The organism is Hyphobacterium sp. (genome assembly GCF_965229905.1).
GTDB lineage: Bacteria > Pseudomonadota > Alphaproteobacteria > Caulobacterales > Maricaulaceae > Hyphobacterium.
The window spans coordinates 1,597,718-1,613,117 of the sequence record NZ_OZ245930.1; the positions used below are offsets into that span (position 1 = coordinate 1,597,718).

A 15,400-nucleotide genomic window follows, 5' to 3' on the forward strand; every position below is an offset into this window, starting at 1 on the left:
GCCGTAAGCCGGATGGCGAGCGTGGTATGCCGTCGCACGGTTCAGAGCATGGCGCGACGATTCAGGAGATAGGCGCGGACTGACGGGTCGGCGGAGAGGCCGGCGGCCTTGTCATAAGCGCTTTGCGCGGCTTCGGTTTCGCCTGCCAGCTGGAGGATGTGGGCCCGGGTCGCCCAGTAGGGCTGGTGCGTGGCCACGCGATCTGCCGGCAGGGCATCCAACGCGGCAATCGCTGTTTGCGGATTGTCGGTTTGGGCGATCGCTGCCGCACGGCCGATCAGGGCGCCGAGTGTCGGGCTCAGCGCCACCAGGCGCTCGTAGATGGCGCGGATTGCCGTCCAGTCGGTTTTGCCCGTCACGCGGCGGGCATTGTGCGCCGATTGCAGCGCGGCTTCGAGCTGAAAACGTCCGGGCCGGCCCATGCGGAGCGCTGTGCCCAATAGGGTCTCGGCTTCGGCGATCAGTGTGTCATCCCATTCGGACCTGTCCTGCTCGTCGAGCGGCACGAATTGGCCGCCGGCGCCGCGCCGGGCATCCCGCCGGGCTTCGCAATGCAGCATGAGCGAGAGGAGGCCGGCGGCTTCCGGTTCATAAGGCAAGAGGCGGCCAACAAGGCGGGCCAGGAAGATGGCCTCATCGACAAGCCGGGTCTCGGCGAGCTCGTCCCAGCCGGCATTGTAAACCGCGTAGATGCCCTGCAGCACGGCGTCGAGACGGGCCGGCCAGGCATCCCGCTCTGGGATGTCGAAAGCGATGGGCGCCTCGCGCATCCGCGCCTTCAGCCGGCTCAAGCGCTGGCCCATGGTCGCCGGCTTGATGAGGAAGGCGCTGGCGATACGGGCGGCATCAAGGCCAAGCACGGTCTGCAGCATTAGCGGTGTCTGGAGGCCGGCCTCGATGTCCGGATGGGTGCATACCAGCATCAGTTTGAGCCGGCCGTCTGGGATGTCTTCGGTTTCGTTCATGGCCGACTGGCCTTCCTCCACCAACAACAGAAGCGCACCGGCATGCGTCCGTGCCGTCGCCGATTTGCGGGCCCGGTCGGTGAGATAGCGCCGGGCCGTGGTCAGAAGCCAGGCTTCGGGTGCGTCCGGCGGGCCGGTTTTCGGCCAATGCGCCAGCGCCCGGGCAAAGGCTTCGGCGAGCGCCTCCTCGGCGGCCGAGATATCGCCGCAACGGGCGGCCAAAATGGAGAGGATCCGGCCATAGGCCTTGCGGGCGGCTGTTTCCGCGGCGCGCCGGGCCAGATCCTCCCCGCTTGTTTTAGCCATAATCCGGAACGGGCCGGACCTCGACCTTGCCAGTCCTGGCGACGGGACACCGCCGCGCCCAGTCGATGGCTTCGTCCATGGACGCCGCCTCGATCCGGTAATAGCCGCCGAGCTGCTCTTTGGTGTCGGCATAGGGCCCGTCTTGGACGGTATCGCCCGAGACAATGCGCGCGGTTGTGGACGGATCAAGGGGGGCGCCCTCAACAAAGGCGCCGGCCTTGGTCAGGGCTTCGGAATAGGCCATGTGTTCGCCGATCACGGCGTGCTGTTCAGCCTCGCTCATATCTATCCAGGCCTGTTCGTCATCGTGCAATAAAAGCAGGAATTGCATGGCTTAGTCCTCCATTTCCGACATGGCGCGAACGGGGCGCACTTCGACGGCACCGGACCCGGCGGTGGGTGCCCGCGAGGCGATTTCGAGCGCTTGGTCGAGATTTTCGGCCTCGACAAGAAAAAAGCCGCCAAGCTGTTCCTTGGTGTCAGCATAGGGCCCGTCCTGGACTTTCCCCGATTTCAGCGTTGCGGCCGTGTCGGCCGGATGAAGGCAGGCGCCGCTTGCCAGTTTGCCGCTTTCACCCACGGCTTGCGAGTAGGCGCTCCAACCCGGCCAGTACTGGGTGTTGGATTTATCGTCACGGGCGGAGAAGTCCGCCGCATTCTCATAAAACAGTATGGCGTATTGCATCTGTTGCTCCCGTCAGAAGTCGACCGGTCAACCCGGACAGCTTCCAGACGGATGAGCCTCGCCGATTTCGACAGGGTCGTGAAATTAAATCCGCCAGCCGGTGTGGAGCGCCGCGATGCCGCCGGAATAATTGGTGATTTTGATCTGACCGAAGCCGGCCTCCGCGAGCTCGGCGGCGAAATCGTCCTGGCTCGGGAAGCGGCGGATCGACTCGACCAGATACTGATAACTCTCGCGATCCTTGGCGATGATTTCGCCGAGGACAGGGATCGCATTGAAGGACCAGGCGTCATAGATGCGCTCAAGCGCGCGGGTCGTGGGTCGCGAGAATTCAAGGCAGAGGAAACGGCCGGCCGGTTTCAGCACACGGTGCATTTCCTTGAGCGCGGCGATACGGTCGGTGACATTGCGGATGCCGAAGGCGATGGTGACGCAGTCCGCCGTGCCGTCTTCGAAGGGCAGACATTCGGCATTGCCGGTGACCCAGGTCAGATTGGCGCCGCCGCCGCGCTTCAAACCGGCACGCAGCATTTGCTCGTTGATGTCGCAGATTACGGCGCGGGCCGGATCGCCTCCTCGCGTCTTGCGGCGCTTTTCGGCGCGCGCCACGAAAGCGCGGGCGAGATCGCCGGTACCGCCGGCAACATCGATCAGCATCTCGCCGGGCTGCGGGTTGGCGCGCTCGATCGTCATGTCTTTCCAGGCCCGGTGGATGCCGAGCGACATGAGGTCGTTCATCAGATCATAACGCGCGGCCGAGCGGTCGAAGACGCCCCGAACGAGGCCGGACTTCTCCTCGCGGGGCACGTCGCGGAAGCCGAAGGATGTGGTTGGGGATTGCGTGTCGGTCATCGCGGCGGACAATAGGACAATGGCATTTCCTAAACCAGCGCGACATCATGCCCGAGCTTCCCGAAGTTGAAACCGTCCGGCGCGGGCTGGAACCGGCCATGGCCGGACGGCGGATTGTCCGCGCCGAGGCGCGGCGTCCGGATCTGCGATTTCCGTTCCCGGAGCGCTTCGCCGAGCGGCTGGCCGGGCGGCGGGTCGAGCGGCTCGACCGGCGGGCGAAATATCTCCTGTTCCGGCTCGATAGCGGTGAAACGCTGCTGGCACATCTCGGCATGTCCGGCCGCTTCACGGTTCATGGGCGGGCGGGCATGCAAAAGCCCGGCAAATTCGTGCACGCGCCGGCGACGCTGGAGAGGCACGATCATGTCGTCTTCGACATGGAGGACGGCGGGCGCGTTGTGTTCAATGACCCCCGGCGCTTCGGATTCATGGCGCTGTTTGCCAGCGAGGCCGAGGACGCGGTGCCTTATCTCGACGGCCTGGGACCGGAACCAAATTCGAATGCCTTCTCCGCCGCTTTCCTTACGGAACGCTTGCGCGGCAAAGCGGCGCCACTGAAAGCCGCGCTGCTCGATCAGCGCGTCGTCGCCGGGCTCGGCAATATCTATGTCTGCGAAGCCTTGCACCGGGCGCGATTATCGCCGCGGCGGATGGCGAGAACGATCGGTCCGCAACGGGCCGAGCGGCTGGCCGGGGCGGTGCGCACGGTGATCGACGAGGCGATTGAGGCTGGGGGATCGAGCCTAAAGGACTTTGCCTCGGCGGACGGCGAGCTCGGCTATTTCCAGCACACTTTCCGTGCCTATGGCCGTGAGGGCGAGGCCTGCGTCACGCCCTGCTGCGGCGGCACGATCCAGCGCATTGTACAGTCGGGACGTTCGACCTTTTTCTGCCCCGATTGTCAGCGATAGGGGAGACCCGCGGGCCGCTAGTCCCGCTTTGATCGGCGGCGGCCAGCAGCGATAAATCGCCGAACCGGCCCCCCTGACCGGTCAAGAGGAGATCCTTGCATGACGATGTTCAATACGGTGACCGGCGGTTTTCTGTCCGCTCTGATGTTGGCGGGAGCGGCTATGGCCGATCCCTCGCTCTGGCACATCGAGGATGAGGACAGCGACGTCTACATTTTCGGCACCGTCCATATCCTGCGGCCCGGTCTGGAATGGCAGTCCGACGAGGTGATGAGGGCGTTTGAAAGCGCGGACACGGTCTATTTCGAGGCGCCGGTCAACGACCCGGCCGAGGCGGCCGGCATGCAACAGATACTGATGGCGAATGCGCTCAATCCGGCGGGTACGACACTGTCCTCACTGGTCAGCGACGAAGCCTGGAGCCAGATCGAGGCTTTTGCGCCGCGGGTCGGCGTCACGGCTGCGCAGCTGGAGCCCTTGCGTCCCTGGCTGGCGACGATCCAGCTCGGCGTCGGTTTCATCATGATTTCCGGATACGACCCCCAGTCCGGCGTCGAGGCGACGCTCTGGCCGCAAGCCAATGAGGCCGGCAAGACGCTGGCCTATTTCGAGACCGTGGAAGAGCAGATCGGCTTCTTCGCGAACCTGCCGCAGGACATCGAAGTCGCGTTGCTGGAAGAAACCGTGGCCGATTTCGAGACCGCGCCCGATCAGCTGGATACGCTGGTGGCGGCCTGGGCCGATGGCGATCAAGCGACGATCGACAATGTCATGAATGCCGAGATGCGCGCGGACGCGCCGGAAGTACATGATGTCATCATCGTGCAGCGCAATCACCGCTGGGCAGGTCAGATTGAGGATATCCTCGACGGATCGGGTACGGTGTTCATCGCGGTCGGTTCGGGCCATCTGCCTGGCGAAGAAGGTGTGATCTCGCTCCTGCGAGATCGCGGTATCGTGGTGTCCGGGCCCTAGCGCCCGCTCAACGGACCGCGAATTGCCACAGCCTGGCGAATAGGGGGTGGTGACCCCGGCGCGCGATTGCGTTATAGCGGCGCGCTCGTGATTTCGCGCAGCAACCGGCTGCGAACCAATGGAGGCCTCGGGTGGGCTACAAGACAATCCAGGTGAAGACCGAAGGCCGCGTCGGCGTTATCACGCTCGACCGGCCGGAAGCGCTGAACGCGCTTTGTGACGAGTTGACCACCGAGCTTGCGGACGCGCTGGACAAGTTCGGCGCCAATGACGGCATTGGTTGCGTTGTGTTGACGGGTTCGAAGAAGGCATTCGCCGCGGGCGCCGATATCAAGGAATTGGTCAGCCAGGATTTTGTTGGCCTTTACATGCACGACCCGTTTGAAAAAACATGGGAGGCCGTAGCCCGCTTCCGCAAGCCGATCGTCGCTGCGGTCTCAGGCTATGCGCTGGGCGGCGGCTGCGAGATCGCGATGATGTGCGATTTTATCATTGCCTCGACATCGGCGAAGTTCGGCCAGCCGGAAATCAATCTCGGTGTGATGCCCGGTGCCGGCGGGACCCAGCGTTTGCCGCGTGCCGTCGGCAAAGCCAAAGCTATGGACCTGTGTCTGACAGGCCGCATGATGGATGCCGAGGAAGCCGAGCGGGCCGGGTTGGTCAGCCGGGTCGTGGCGGTTGACGATCTGCTGTCGACGGCCATGGAGGCGGCTGAGACGATCGCTTCGAAATCGCTTCCGATCGCCATGATGACCAAGGAGTCGATCAACCGGTCCTTCGAGATGGGGCTGACCGAGGGCGTGCGCTGGGAGCGCCGCGTCTTCCAGTCGCAATTCGCGACCGAGGATCAATCCGAGGGCATGGCGGCGTTCGCTGAAAAACGTGCCGCGCACTTCAAGCACAAATAGCCTGCGGCAAGAGTTGACGCGCGATGCGGGGCCAAGTATATGCCCCGCCTCACGCGCGATCCCCTGTAGGGGCGCAGCGATAAACGTTTGAACAGAATAACGGATACGGCTTCATGGCGAATACAGCCTCAGCAAAGAAGATGGTGCGCAAGCTTGCCCGCCGCACCGCGATCAACAAATCGCGCCGCTCGCGGGTGCGGACTTTCATCAAGAAAGTCGACGCTGCGATCGTTGCAGGCGATTCCGGCAAGGCGCGTGACGCCCTCGTGAAAGCCGAGTCGGAAATGATGCGCGCGGTGAACAAAGGCGTGTTTCACAAGAATACCGCATCGCGGAAAATTTCGCGCATGTCGGCCCGCGTGAAGGCGATGTCGGCCTAAGTTTCGAAAGACACATCCGAATTTCCAGAACGCCCGCTATCGACGATAGCGGGCGTTTTCTTTGGGCGTTGGAGACCGTGAATTCGGACCGGATTTGGGGTGCTGCGGTGCGGCAAAAAAACATGCAGAAGCCAAATTCCTATCCTTTCACGGATTTTCTCGTGTCAAGCGAAGAATCACCTGAATCGGGACTAAAGTTATGTTGACCGGGCAAGGTCGCTGAGTAGTCTAAGGGCTTCAGGCGTTCATTCCTATGCGGATCAATAATAGCGCTGCCGGCGGTCGTGTATGCGAGCGCGGGAAGGGATAATTTTGCCTGACAAAGCAATAGCTTGGCTTCAATAATGGAGCCCAATAAGAGGGTGTGGGGGACATGTCGGCGACGTCCAGTACTGCGTTAAAATCACATCAGAAACCGTCGAATTTGGGGATGGCAGGAGGCGTCTGGCGAGAGGTTCGCGCACACTTGCGCCGCGAGTATGGCGATACCGTTTTCTCGTCGAATATGGCGCGTTTGCGGGTACGTGAAGAATCCGATGGCAGCCTGACCGTGATAGCGCCCAACCGGTTTTACCGGGACTGGGTCGACGATCATGCCGGTGCGCGTCTGCGCGCGCTCTGGAACCAGTATGATCCGTCCGGCCGTGCGATCCGGCTCGTGGCCGAGCAGGACCTGGAAGCCGCTCCGAAACCGGTCACGGCGCCCAAGCCGGTGAGCGTGGTGAAGGACAACTATGCCAACGATGCGCAATCCCGCGCCGTGCATGACCGTTTCACGTTCGACACCTTCATGGTCGGCCCTTCGAACGAGATGGCGTCGGCGGCCGCCCGTGCCGTCGTGAACGCTTCGCCTTCGCCGTTCAATCCGGCGTTTTTCTATGGCGATTACGGAGTGGGCAAGACCCATTTGCTGAATGCCATCGCGCACTCGGTCGAGCTCGGCGGGGCGCGCCGCAAGGCGCTCTACCTGACCGCAGAAGAATTTCTTTCCGGCTTTGTCAGCGCGATGCGCAAGAAGGATACGATCAGCTTCAAGGAATCGGTGCGCCGCGTTGACGTCCTGCTCATCGACGACGTTCATTTCATCGCCGGAAAGCCGAAGACCGAAGACGAGTTCCTGCACACGGTGGCATCGCTCATCGCCGATGAGAAACAGGTGGTCCTGGCGTCACACAAAGCGCCTGCCGATCTCGACGTCTCAGATCCGCGGTTGGCGTCTCTTCTCAAGGGCGGTTTTGCCTGCGAGATGCGCAAGCCGGATCTCGATCTGCGGCGCAAGATCCTCGACTGCAAGATCGCACAGGCAAGCGGTCATTATCCGGAACTGACCGTGCCTGAAACGGTGCGCGATTTTCTCGCCGCCCGGATGACGGCCAGCGCGCGCGAACTGGAAGGCGTGCTGAACAATGTGATCGGCCGCACCGCGCTGCTCGGCCGCCCGGTCACAATGGAGGCCGTCGAGGCGGCCTTGCGCGAGCTGTCCATCGTGTCGGAGCGGCGTGTGACGGTCGATCTGATCCAGAAAACCGTGGCCGAACGGTTTGGCGTGAAGGTGTCGGATATCCTGTCGAAGCGGCGGACAAAAACCGTCGTGAAGCCGCGCCATATTGCGATGTATCTGGCCAAGACCATGACGACGCGGTCGCTGCCGGATATCGGCCGCCGCTTTGGCGACCGCGATCATTCGACCGTCATTCATGCGGTCAACAAGATCACCGACATGATCCAGGCGGGCGATCCGGTGAAGGACGAAATCGAAGCCCTGTCACGCGAAATCCGCGGCTAGCGTGCGCCGGCCGGCCTGCTGCTTTCCGGCAGGCCGGGGCGTATTGCGTTTGGGAAAATTTCGCTATGCTCCGCCCCCCGGGGACGAGGCGATTCATAAAAAAGTCGCACGAAGCCGTGTTTCCGGACAGCGAGGCGGGACGACGGAAACGACATGAAACTCACGATAGAACGCGCAGCACTGCTGAAAGCCCTTGGCCACGTCCAGGCCGTTGTCGAACGGCGGAATACGATCCCGATCCTGTCCAATGTGTTGATCACGGCGGGTTCGGATGGAGCGAGTTTCGCGGCCACCGATCTCGATATCGAAATCCAGGAAAGCGCTGTTGCGCATGTCGATCGTGAAGGCATGGCGACGGCGCCGGCTCATACGCTTTATGAAATTGCCCGCAAATTGCCGGATGGCGCCGATGTGACACTGGAACTCGACGGCGATGATCCGCGCTTGAGCCTCAAGGCGGGCCGTTCGAGCTTCTCGCTGCCATCGTTGCCGCCGGGCGATTTCCCGATGATGCCGGCCGAGGATTTGCAACATTCCTTTGCGCTGGAAACCGACGCGCTGGCGCGGCTGATCGACAAGACCCGGTTCGCGATCTCGACCGAGGAAACGCGGTATTATCTCAACGGTATCCACCTGCATGCTGCAGACGAGAAGGGCCGCAAGACGCTGCGCGCCGTGGCGACGGACGGACACCGGCTGGCGCTCTCGGAATGCGATCTTCCGGACGGGGCGTCGGGCATGCCGGCGGTGATTGTGCCACGCAAGACTGTGCAGGAGGCGCGCCGCCTGCTCGAAGATGCCGACGATGATGTCCAGGTCTCGGTCTCGGACGGCAAGATCCGCTTCGGCTTCGGCCGGGCCGTTTTGACGTCGAAACTCATCGACGGCTCTTTCCCGGACTATGAGCGGGTCATTCCGCGGTCGAACGAGAAGCTGATGTCGGTCGACAATAAGCGCTTTGCCGAGGCGGTCGACCGGGTCGCGACGATTTCGATCGAGAAATCGCGTTCCGTAAAGCTGACGCTGGACGACGGGGTGCTGACGCTGGCGGTGAACAATCCGGAATCCGGGCAGGCGACGGAAGAGGTTCCGGTCGACAGCGAGGAAAGCGGGTTCGCAATCGGCTTTAATGCCCGTTACATCCTGGACGTGGCCGGACAGATCGAAGGCGACGAGGCACGATTGCACTTCGCGGACCCGGCGTCGCCGACGCTGGTGACGGATTCCGGTGATGCGGATTCGCTCTACGTGCTGATGCCGCTGCGCGTTTAAGCGGCGGCAACACCGATCATGACACCCGCCGCGCTCTCCCGATTGCGGCTGACCGATTTCCGCAATTTCGAGACTCTCGATCTGGACCTCGATACCCGTCCGGTGTGTCTGTCCGGGCCGAACGGGTCGGGCAAAACCAACATTCTTGAAGCGATTTCCCTGTTGGCGCCGGGACGCGGATTGCGCGGCGCCGAAAGCGAAGAGGTATTGCGGCGGGAGGGTGATGCGGCGGCCACGGCCTGGGCGGTATATGCCGAGGCACGGGACACAGGTGGCGACACGGCCAGCCTGGCGTCCGGCTTACTCGAAGGCGGTCGGCGGCAAACGCGGATGAATGGAAAGCCGGGATCCCGTGCTGCATTGTCCGAGTTTTTGCCGATGATCGTGCTGCTGCCGGAGCATGACAGGTTGTTTGCCGGGCCGCGCGCTGACCGGCTGAAATTTTTCGATCGCCTGGTGTCGGCGTCGGATCCCGCTCACGGAGAAACGCTGACCGCCTATGAGAAGCTCCGCTCGCGCCGGCAGCGCCTGCTGGAACGAGGGCGGGCCGATCCGCATTGGTTGTCGGCGCTGGAGACCGATCTGGCCGGGCATGGCGTTGGCCTGGCGGCGGGACGTCTGGCAGCCCTGTCGCGCCTGCAGGATGCGATCGATACGGCACAGGACGATGTGTTTCCAAAAGCGGATCTGGCGCTAAGCGGCCTCATCGAGGCCCATCTCGCCGAGGGTGCGGAGCTACGCGATGCAGAGGACCGGCTCGCAGATGCGTTCGCCGAGGGCCGCGATCGGGATGCCGCGGCTGGCCGGACGCTGACGGGCGGCCCTCACCGCAGCGATCTGACCGCGCGCCATCGCGGCAAGAACCAGCCGGCGGGGCGCTGTTCGACCGGTGAGCAAAAAGCGCTGATCATCCGGCTGGTCCTGGCTCAAGCCCAATCATTGGCGACAGGCGGTCATCGCATGCCGCTTCTGCTGCTTGACGAAGCCTGCGCACATCTTGATGCCGAGCGGCGCGCCGGTCTGGCTGCGGCCATTCTTGCACTCGGTGCACAGGCTTGGTTGACGGGCGTCGAGGCGAGCCTGTTCTCGTCCTTCGGCGACAGGGCCCAACATTTCTCTGTTGAGTCCGGCGCCGTTCAGGCGGTGGCCTGAGCGGTCGGGCGGGCCTGGACCATCAGCGCAAACATTCCGCCGGCGATGACGTCCACGGCGATGTGAAGGACGATAACGGGCAGCAGCGAGCCGCCAAACCAATAGAGGCTGGTTAACAGGGTGGTCAGGGCCGCCACCTTCAGCATGCCGCGCCAGCCCTGATAGGCATGAAGCGCGACAAACAACGCTCCTGCAGCCAGCGCCGCAGCCCACAGTGGCAGCACAAAGCCGAGCACGGCGATCAGGAAGCCGCGATAGACGATTTCTTCGGCGATGCCGGCGGTGACGGCCAGCCACTGGAAGCCGCGGCATTCGCGGATCGAGCGCGGCCGGATGATTTCGAGATCCGGGGCTTGCTCAAGCTGCCGGAATATCCGCTCACGTAGTGACGGCCTGAACACCAGCCGCAGGAAGTCCACGAACAGAAAGCCAATGATGAGCGCGACAACCGTCCAGCTTACCCAGAGCCGCCATCCCGAACCGAGAGTGACGCCCATCTCGGCAAAACTTCTGCCCGATAGCGCCCAGGCCAGAATGGCGATCGCGCCGAGCAGCAGAAGCTGTTGAATGATTGCAACGTACTGATCGTGGCGCCAACCCTCGGGAAGCTCGCCCGCCGCCAGGCGTTTCCGCACATTTCGATCCTGAAGCATGATGCGGACAGAGAGGACGATGACGAGCAATGCGCCCGCGGCGGCGGCATACGGTTGAACAAATTCACTGGACAGGGTCATCTGGATGCTCCTCGCTTAATCCGGCAGATTGGCGCAATATGAATCCGAATTCGGATTCGGAAATAGGGGTGCGATTGACGTGAGTCAAGGGGAAAGCCGACCCGTTCAGGCAAGATCGCGCCAGACGCGAGCGAAGATCGTCGATGCTCTGGCTGCGCTGCTCGACGCATGGCCGATGGATCAGATCACGATGCCGATGATTGCCGAGACGGCGGGCATCGCCGTCGGCACGCTGTATGGCCGGTTCAACAGCCGCGAGGCGCTGATCCCGGTTGTCTTCGAAATCTACGAAACGCGGCTCTTGTCCTTCATGGGCGGCGAAGGCCGGATCGAAATCGATAAGGATGGCGGTCTGTTCAACGCGCTGAAGCAATCGGTCGCGGCGGCATGGGTGTTTCTCAATGCGAACCGGAACCTGATCCGCGCGGTCTATATGTATGGCCGCCGGCATCCAGACCTCGTGGGCGAGGAATGGTCCGGATATATTGAAAGCGCCGTCGAGAATATGCGGAAGCTGCTGACATTGTTTAGTAAAGAGGTGACCGTCGAAGACCCCGACCGGGCGGCGCGGATGATGACTTATCTGTTGAATGTGATCCCGATCGATCTCGGCCTCTATGGACGCGATGGTGTGGGCGCAGCGCTGTCTGTGGCGGAAGACGATTTCGTGGAAGACGTGGCGCGAACCCTCTACGGCTATTTGACGGCGAGACCCGCCGCCTGATGTCGTTCGAGAATTACGCCCTGTTCGGCGCCGCGCTTCTGGTTCTCTTCTTCACGCCGGGGCCGGGAAATGTCGCCATGGTCGCGCGGACGCTCGACGACGGCCCGGCGCATGGCTTCGTCTATGGCGGCGGCATTATCACCGGAGACATTTTCTGGTTCACGCTGGCGGTGACCGGGTTGACCGCGGCCGCGGCGCTGGTCGGGCCGGCGGGCTGGGTGTTCAAGTTTGTCGGCGTGACGATCCTGCTTTGGTTTGCCTGGAAAGCCTTCCAGTCCTTCCGCCACCCCGAAGTCACGCGAATCCGCAAGACAACGCACCTTGGCCTGGCGGCGACGTATATGGCGGGAGTGGCGATGCCGCTCACCAATCCCAAGCCCATTGTCTTCTACCTGACGCTCCTGCCGAGTTTCTTCGATCTCTCGCGGATCGATGTACCTGCCTATCTGGCGATGGTCTCGATCATGCTGGCCATGTATCTGCTGACCGCGACAGTGCATGTCGGCTTAGCGCACAGGGCCCGTGTCTGGTTGCAGGAAAAGGGCGTTAAACGCTGGGCGGATGCCGTGACGGCGGTGGTCATGCTGGGCATTGCGGCGCTGCTGATTCTGCGCTGATCGCATCATTTTCGAGATTGATTGCGGAGCGAAATCCGCGGGCGCTGCCCGTGACCCGCAGGGCTTTGATTTTTAACCCGAATTGCCGCCGCGTTTCTGCGCTTCAGCCATGGCGCCCGCGCTCCGATTCAGCTAAACTAAATGCATGGAAGAAAATACGAATCAGGAATACGCGGCCGACTCCATCAAGGTCCTGAAAGGGCTCGATGCGGTCCGCAAGCGCCCGGGCATGTATATCGGCGATACCGATGACGGATCCGGCCTGCACCACATGGTCTATGAAGTCGTCGACAACGCGATCGACGAAGCACTTGCCGGGCATGCCGACGCCGTAACCGTCACACTGCACGCGGACGGCTCCGCCAGCGTCACCGACAATGGCCGCGGAATCCCGGTCGACCGGCACGAGGAAGAGGGAGTCTCGGCTGCGCAGGTCATCATGACCCAACTGCATGCTGGCGGGAAATTCGACCAGAATTCCTACAAGGTTTCGGGCGGTCTGCACGGCGTCGGTGTGTCGGTAGTCAATGCGCTCTCGGAATGGCTCGACCTGAAGATCTGGCGCAATGGCAAGGTGCACGAGATGCGCTTCCGGATGGGCGATCCGGAAAACGGCGAGGATTTGCGGGTCACAGGCGAAGCGCCGAAGCGCGACAATGGCAAGCCGTTGAGCGGAACCGAAGTCCGGTTCATGCCGTCCGACACGATTTTCAGCGATATCGAATTCAAGCGGGACACGCTGATCCACCGGCTGCGCGAGCTGGCCTTCCTGAATTCCGGCGTGGTGATCGTGTTCCGCGACGAGCGCGGCAGCGAGGCATTCGAGGAGCGCATGGTCTATGAGGGCGGCGTCGCAGCCTTTGTCGAGCATCTCGACCGCGCCAAGCATGCGATTTTCAAGCCGCCCGTGCTGATCACCGGCGAGCGTGAAGGCGTCACCGTGGAAGCGGCCCTGGAATGGAATGATGGCTATCACGAGAATGTCCTCTGTTTCACCAACAACATCCCGCAGCGCGATGGCGGCACGCACCTGGCCGGTTTCCGGGGCGCGCTGACGCGGGTGATCAACACTTATGCGGCCTCGAGCGGGCTGGCGGCGAAATCGAAGGTGGCGATCACCGGCGACGACGCGCGCGAAGGGCTGACCTGTGTGTTGTCGGTGAAGGTGCCGGACCCGAAATTTTCCTCGCAGACCAAAGACAAGCTGGTGTCGTCCGAGGTGCGGCCGGCGGTCGAGGGCATTTGTTACGAGATGCTGTCGGAGTGGTTCGAGGAGCATCCGAACGAGGCCAAGGGCATCGTGTCGAAGATCATTGAGGCCGCCGCAGCCCGCGAGGCGGCCCGCAAGGCGCGCGAGCTGACGCGGCGCAAATCGGCGCTCGACATTGCCTCCCTGCCCGGCAAGCTCGCCGATTGTCAGGAAAAGGATCCGGCAAAATCCGAGCTTTTCATCGTCGAGGGTGATTCCGCCGGCGGCTCGGCCAAGCAAGGCCGGGCGCGGGAATTCCAGGCTGTGCTGCCGCTGCGCGGCAAAATCCTGAATGTTGAGCGCGCCCGCTTCGACAAGATGCTGTCTTCGGAACAGGTCGGCACGCTGATTACTGCGCTGGGCGCCGGGATCGGCCGCGACCAGCTCGACATGGACAAGCTGCGCTACCACAAGGTGGTGATCATGACCGACGCCGATGTCGACGGCGCGCACATCCGGACGCTCTTGCTGACTTTCTTCTATCGGCAAATGCCGGAGCTGATCACGCGCGGCCATCTCTATATCGCCCAGCCGCCGCTCTACAAGGTCTCTCGCGGGCGCTCCGAGCGCTACATCAAGGACCAGGCTGAGATGGACAGCTATCTGATCGAGGAAGGCTGTTCCGAAGCGCTGTTGCGGCTCGCGAATGGCGCAACGATCGCCGGGGCGGATCTGGCAGACCGGGTTGAGCAGGCGCGGCTGGTGAAGCTGGCGCTCGACCGAATGGCCGCGCGGGCGCCGGTGTTTGCGGCCGAGGCCGCTGCCATGGCCGGTGCTCTGGTGCCGGATGTCACACCGGAAGCGGCCAGCGCGGCTGCTACGGTGCTGAACCGGTTCGCCGAGGAAGGCGAGGATAATTGGTCCGGTGAGGTCTCCGAAGACGGGCACCTTGTGTTCAAGCGTGAGGTCCGCGGCGTCACCGAAACGGCAGTGCTGGAAGAGGCGCTGCGGGTGTCACCCGAAGCGCGGCGATTGTCGGAGCGCGCGCTGGCGATTGCCGGCGATTTCGCCGGGCCGGCAACATTCGTCACCAAGTCGAACGAAACCGTGATCCACACACCGAGCCAATTGATGGACGCGGTTACGTCTGCCGGTGCCAAGGGCATGAAAATCCAGCGTTATAAAGGCCTGGGCGAGATGAATGCTGAGCAACTCTGGGAGACCACGCTGGATCCGGATGCGCGATCTTTATTGCAGGTGAAAATCGACGAGCTCGCCGAGGCAGATGACCTTTTCACCAAGCTGATGGGCGATCTGGTGGAGCCCCGGCGCGATTTCATCACAGCGCACGCGCTGGAAGCCGAGGTGGATGTTTAAACCACCGGCTTAAATGTCTGATTACCCTTACGGGCTAGTGTTCGCGATCAGAACAGATCGAAGGTTCGGCACAATGGCGGCATTCGGAAAGCGCGGTGTCTCAAATTCAGCCTCCCGGCCCGCCGAAGCGCGGAGCACGCAGGATGCTCCGGCCGCGGCAGGAAAGGCCAATAGCTTGCCGCCTCGTGTGCCCACCGGACTGAACTGGAGCGAGCCGCTTTCCATCAAGACCATCAACATAACGCTGGTTCCCGACAAACCCGGCGTGTTTGCGCTGATGGCCGGCGAAGACGAAGCCGACATTGTTTATCTCGGCGGCACCAAGGATCTGCGCAGCGAATTCCAGACGGAGGTCGCGTCGCAGGCCGGGCTGGTTCATCCGCATGCCCAGTATTTCAGCTATGCGGTAGCACTGACCCCGAATGAGCAGGCGGAGAAGGAGATCGCCATCTTCCGCCGCCGGTACGGCCGGATTCCGCGTCTGAACAGCGGCTTCTAGCGAGAAACAGGCTCTCTCAACGAATTGTCATCGTGCCGGGTATCGCCATGCGCGCCCGGACAGGTTAC

The 15,400-nt window shown here is 62.6% G+C and carries 16 protein-coding genes; 11 read left to right on the forward strand and 5 right to left on the reverse strand.

Annotated elements, in window-relative coordinates; all coding sequences use genetic code 11:
* Positions 1 to 41: 41 nt before the first annotated feature.
* From ACO08C_RS08065 to ACO08C_RS08080, 4 genes are all read right to left on the reverse strand, one after another.
* On the reverse strand, positions 42 to 1,271 hold the full coding sequence (locus ACO08C_RS08065; protein ID WP_421784727.1) for an RNA polymerase sigma factor: 1,230 nt from the start codon (positions 1,269 to 1,271) through the stop codon (positions 42 to 44).
* Positions 1,264 to 1,602, reverse strand: coding sequence for a YciI family protein (locus ACO08C_RS08070; RefSeq protein WP_421784729.1), 339 nt, complete (start codon positions 1,600 to 1,602; stop codon positions 1,264 to 1,266). Before ACO08C_RS08070 ends, ACO08C_RS08065 begins: the two co-directional genes overlap by 8 nt.
* 3 nt (positions 1,603 to 1,605) lie before the next feature.
* The gene (locus tag ACO08C_RS08075) at positions 1,606 to 1,956 is read right to left on the reverse strand and encodes a YciI family protein (protein ID WP_421784731.1); all 351 of its coding nucleotides are present in this window, start codon (positions 1,954 to 1,956) and stop codon (positions 1,606 to 1,608) included.
* An 84-nt stretch (positions 1,957 to 2,040) separates the two neighbouring features.
* On the reverse strand, positions 2,041 to 2,808 hold the full coding sequence (locus ACO08C_RS08080) for a class I SAM-dependent methyltransferase (RefSeq protein WP_421788670.1): 768 nt from the start codon (positions 2,806 to 2,808) through the stop codon (positions 2,041 to 2,043).
* Positions 2,809 to 2,855: 47 nt separating this feature from the next.
* Between ACO08C_RS08080 and mutM the strand changes: the two genes are divergently transcribed.
* From mutM to recF, 7 genes are all read left to right on the forward strand, one after another.
* Positions 2,856 to 3,719 carry a bifunctional DNA-formamidopyrimidine glycosylase/DNA-(apurinic or apyrimidinic site) lyase gene (mutM, locus tag ACO08C_RS08085; protein ID WP_421784733.1) on the forward strand — a complete coding sequence of 288 codons (864 nt, stop codon included), beginning with the start codon at positions 2,856 to 2,858 and terminating at the stop codon, positions 3,717 to 3,719.
* Between the two features lie 99 nt (positions 3,720 to 3,818).
* Entirely contained in the window at positions 3,819 to 4,694 is an 876-nt protein-coding gene (locus ACO08C_RS08090; protein ID WP_421784735.1) for a TraB/GumN family protein, read from the forward strand.
* A 131-nt stretch (positions 4,695 to 4,825) separates the two neighbouring features.
* Complete coding sequence (locus tag ACO08C_RS08095) at positions 4,826 to 5,602, forward strand: enoyl-CoA hydratase (protein ID WP_421784737.1); 777 nt, start codon at positions 4,826 to 4,828, stop codon at positions 5,600 to 5,602.
* A 113-nt stretch (positions 5,603 to 5,715) separates the two neighbouring features.
* On the forward strand, positions 5,716 to 5,982 hold the full coding sequence (rpsT, locus tag ACO08C_RS08100; protein ID WP_421784738.1) for a 30S ribosomal protein S20: 267 nt from the start codon (positions 5,716 to 5,718) through the stop codon (positions 5,980 to 5,982).
* 430 nt (positions 5,983 to 6,412) lie between these two features.
* Positions 6,413 to 7,768: a chromosomal replication initiator protein DnaA gene (dnaA, locus tag ACO08C_RS08105; protein ID WP_421784740.1), complete on the forward strand. Its 1,356-nt coding sequence runs from the start codon at positions 6,413 to 6,415 to the stop codon at positions 7,766 to 7,768.
* A gap of 153 nt (positions 7,769 to 7,921) precedes the next feature.
* Positions 7,922 to 9,040: a DNA polymerase III subunit beta gene (gene dnaN, locus ACO08C_RS08110; RefSeq protein WP_421784742.1), complete on the forward strand. Its 1,119-nt coding sequence runs from the start codon at positions 7,922 to 7,924 to the stop codon at positions 9,038 to 9,040.
* Positions 9,041 to 9,058: 18 nt separating this feature from the next.
* Positions 9,059 to 10,192 carry a DNA replication/repair protein RecF gene (recF, locus tag ACO08C_RS08115; protein ID WP_421784744.1) on the forward strand — a complete coding sequence of 378 codons (1,134 nt, stop codon included), beginning with the start codon at positions 9,059 to 9,061 and terminating at the stop codon, positions 10,190 to 10,192.
* Here recF and ACO08C_RS08120 read toward each other — a convergent pair.
* Positions 10,177 to 10,926: a CPBP family intramembrane glutamic endopeptidase gene (locus ACO08C_RS08120; RefSeq protein ID WP_421784746.1), complete on the reverse strand. Its 750-nt coding sequence runs from the start codon at positions 10,924 to 10,926 to the stop codon at positions 10,177 to 10,179. The genes recF and ACO08C_RS08120 overlap by 16 nt on opposite strands.
* A 79-nt stretch (positions 10,927 to 11,005) precedes the next feature.
* On the opposite strand from ACO08C_RS08120, the gene ACO08C_RS08125 reads away from it, so the two are divergent.
* The 4 genes from ACO08C_RS08125 to ACO08C_RS08140 all read left to right on the forward strand — a co-directional run bounded on the left by ACO08C_RS08125 (position 11,006) and on the right by ACO08C_RS08140 (position 15,332).
* The gene (locus ACO08C_RS08125; RefSeq protein WP_421784748.1) at positions 11,006 to 11,650 is read left to right on the forward strand and encodes a TetR/AcrR family transcriptional regulator; all 645 of its coding nucleotides are present in this window, start codon (positions 11,006 to 11,008) and stop codon (positions 11,648 to 11,650) included.
* Positions 11,650 to 12,267 (forward strand): LysE family translocator, encoded by a 618-nt coding sequence (locus ACO08C_RS08130; protein WP_421784750.1) that lies wholly within the window; start codon positions 11,650 to 11,652, stop codon positions 12,265 to 12,267. Before ACO08C_RS08125 ends, ACO08C_RS08130 begins: the two co-directional genes overlap by 1 nt.
* A 145-nt stretch (positions 12,268 to 12,412) precedes the next feature.
* Positions 12,413 to 14,833 (forward strand): DNA topoisomerase (ATP-hydrolyzing) subunit B, encoded by a 2,421-nt coding sequence (gene gyrB, locus ACO08C_RS08135; RefSeq protein ID WP_421784752.1) that lies wholly within the window; start codon positions 12,413 to 12,415, stop codon positions 14,831 to 14,833.
* A gap of 175 nt (positions 14,834 to 15,008) precedes the next feature.
* Entirely contained in the window at positions 15,009 to 15,332 is a 324-nt protein-coding gene (locus ACO08C_RS08140; protein ID WP_421784754.1) for a hypothetical protein, read from the forward strand.
* The last annotated feature ends 68 nt before the right edge of the window (positions 15,333 to 15,400 follow it).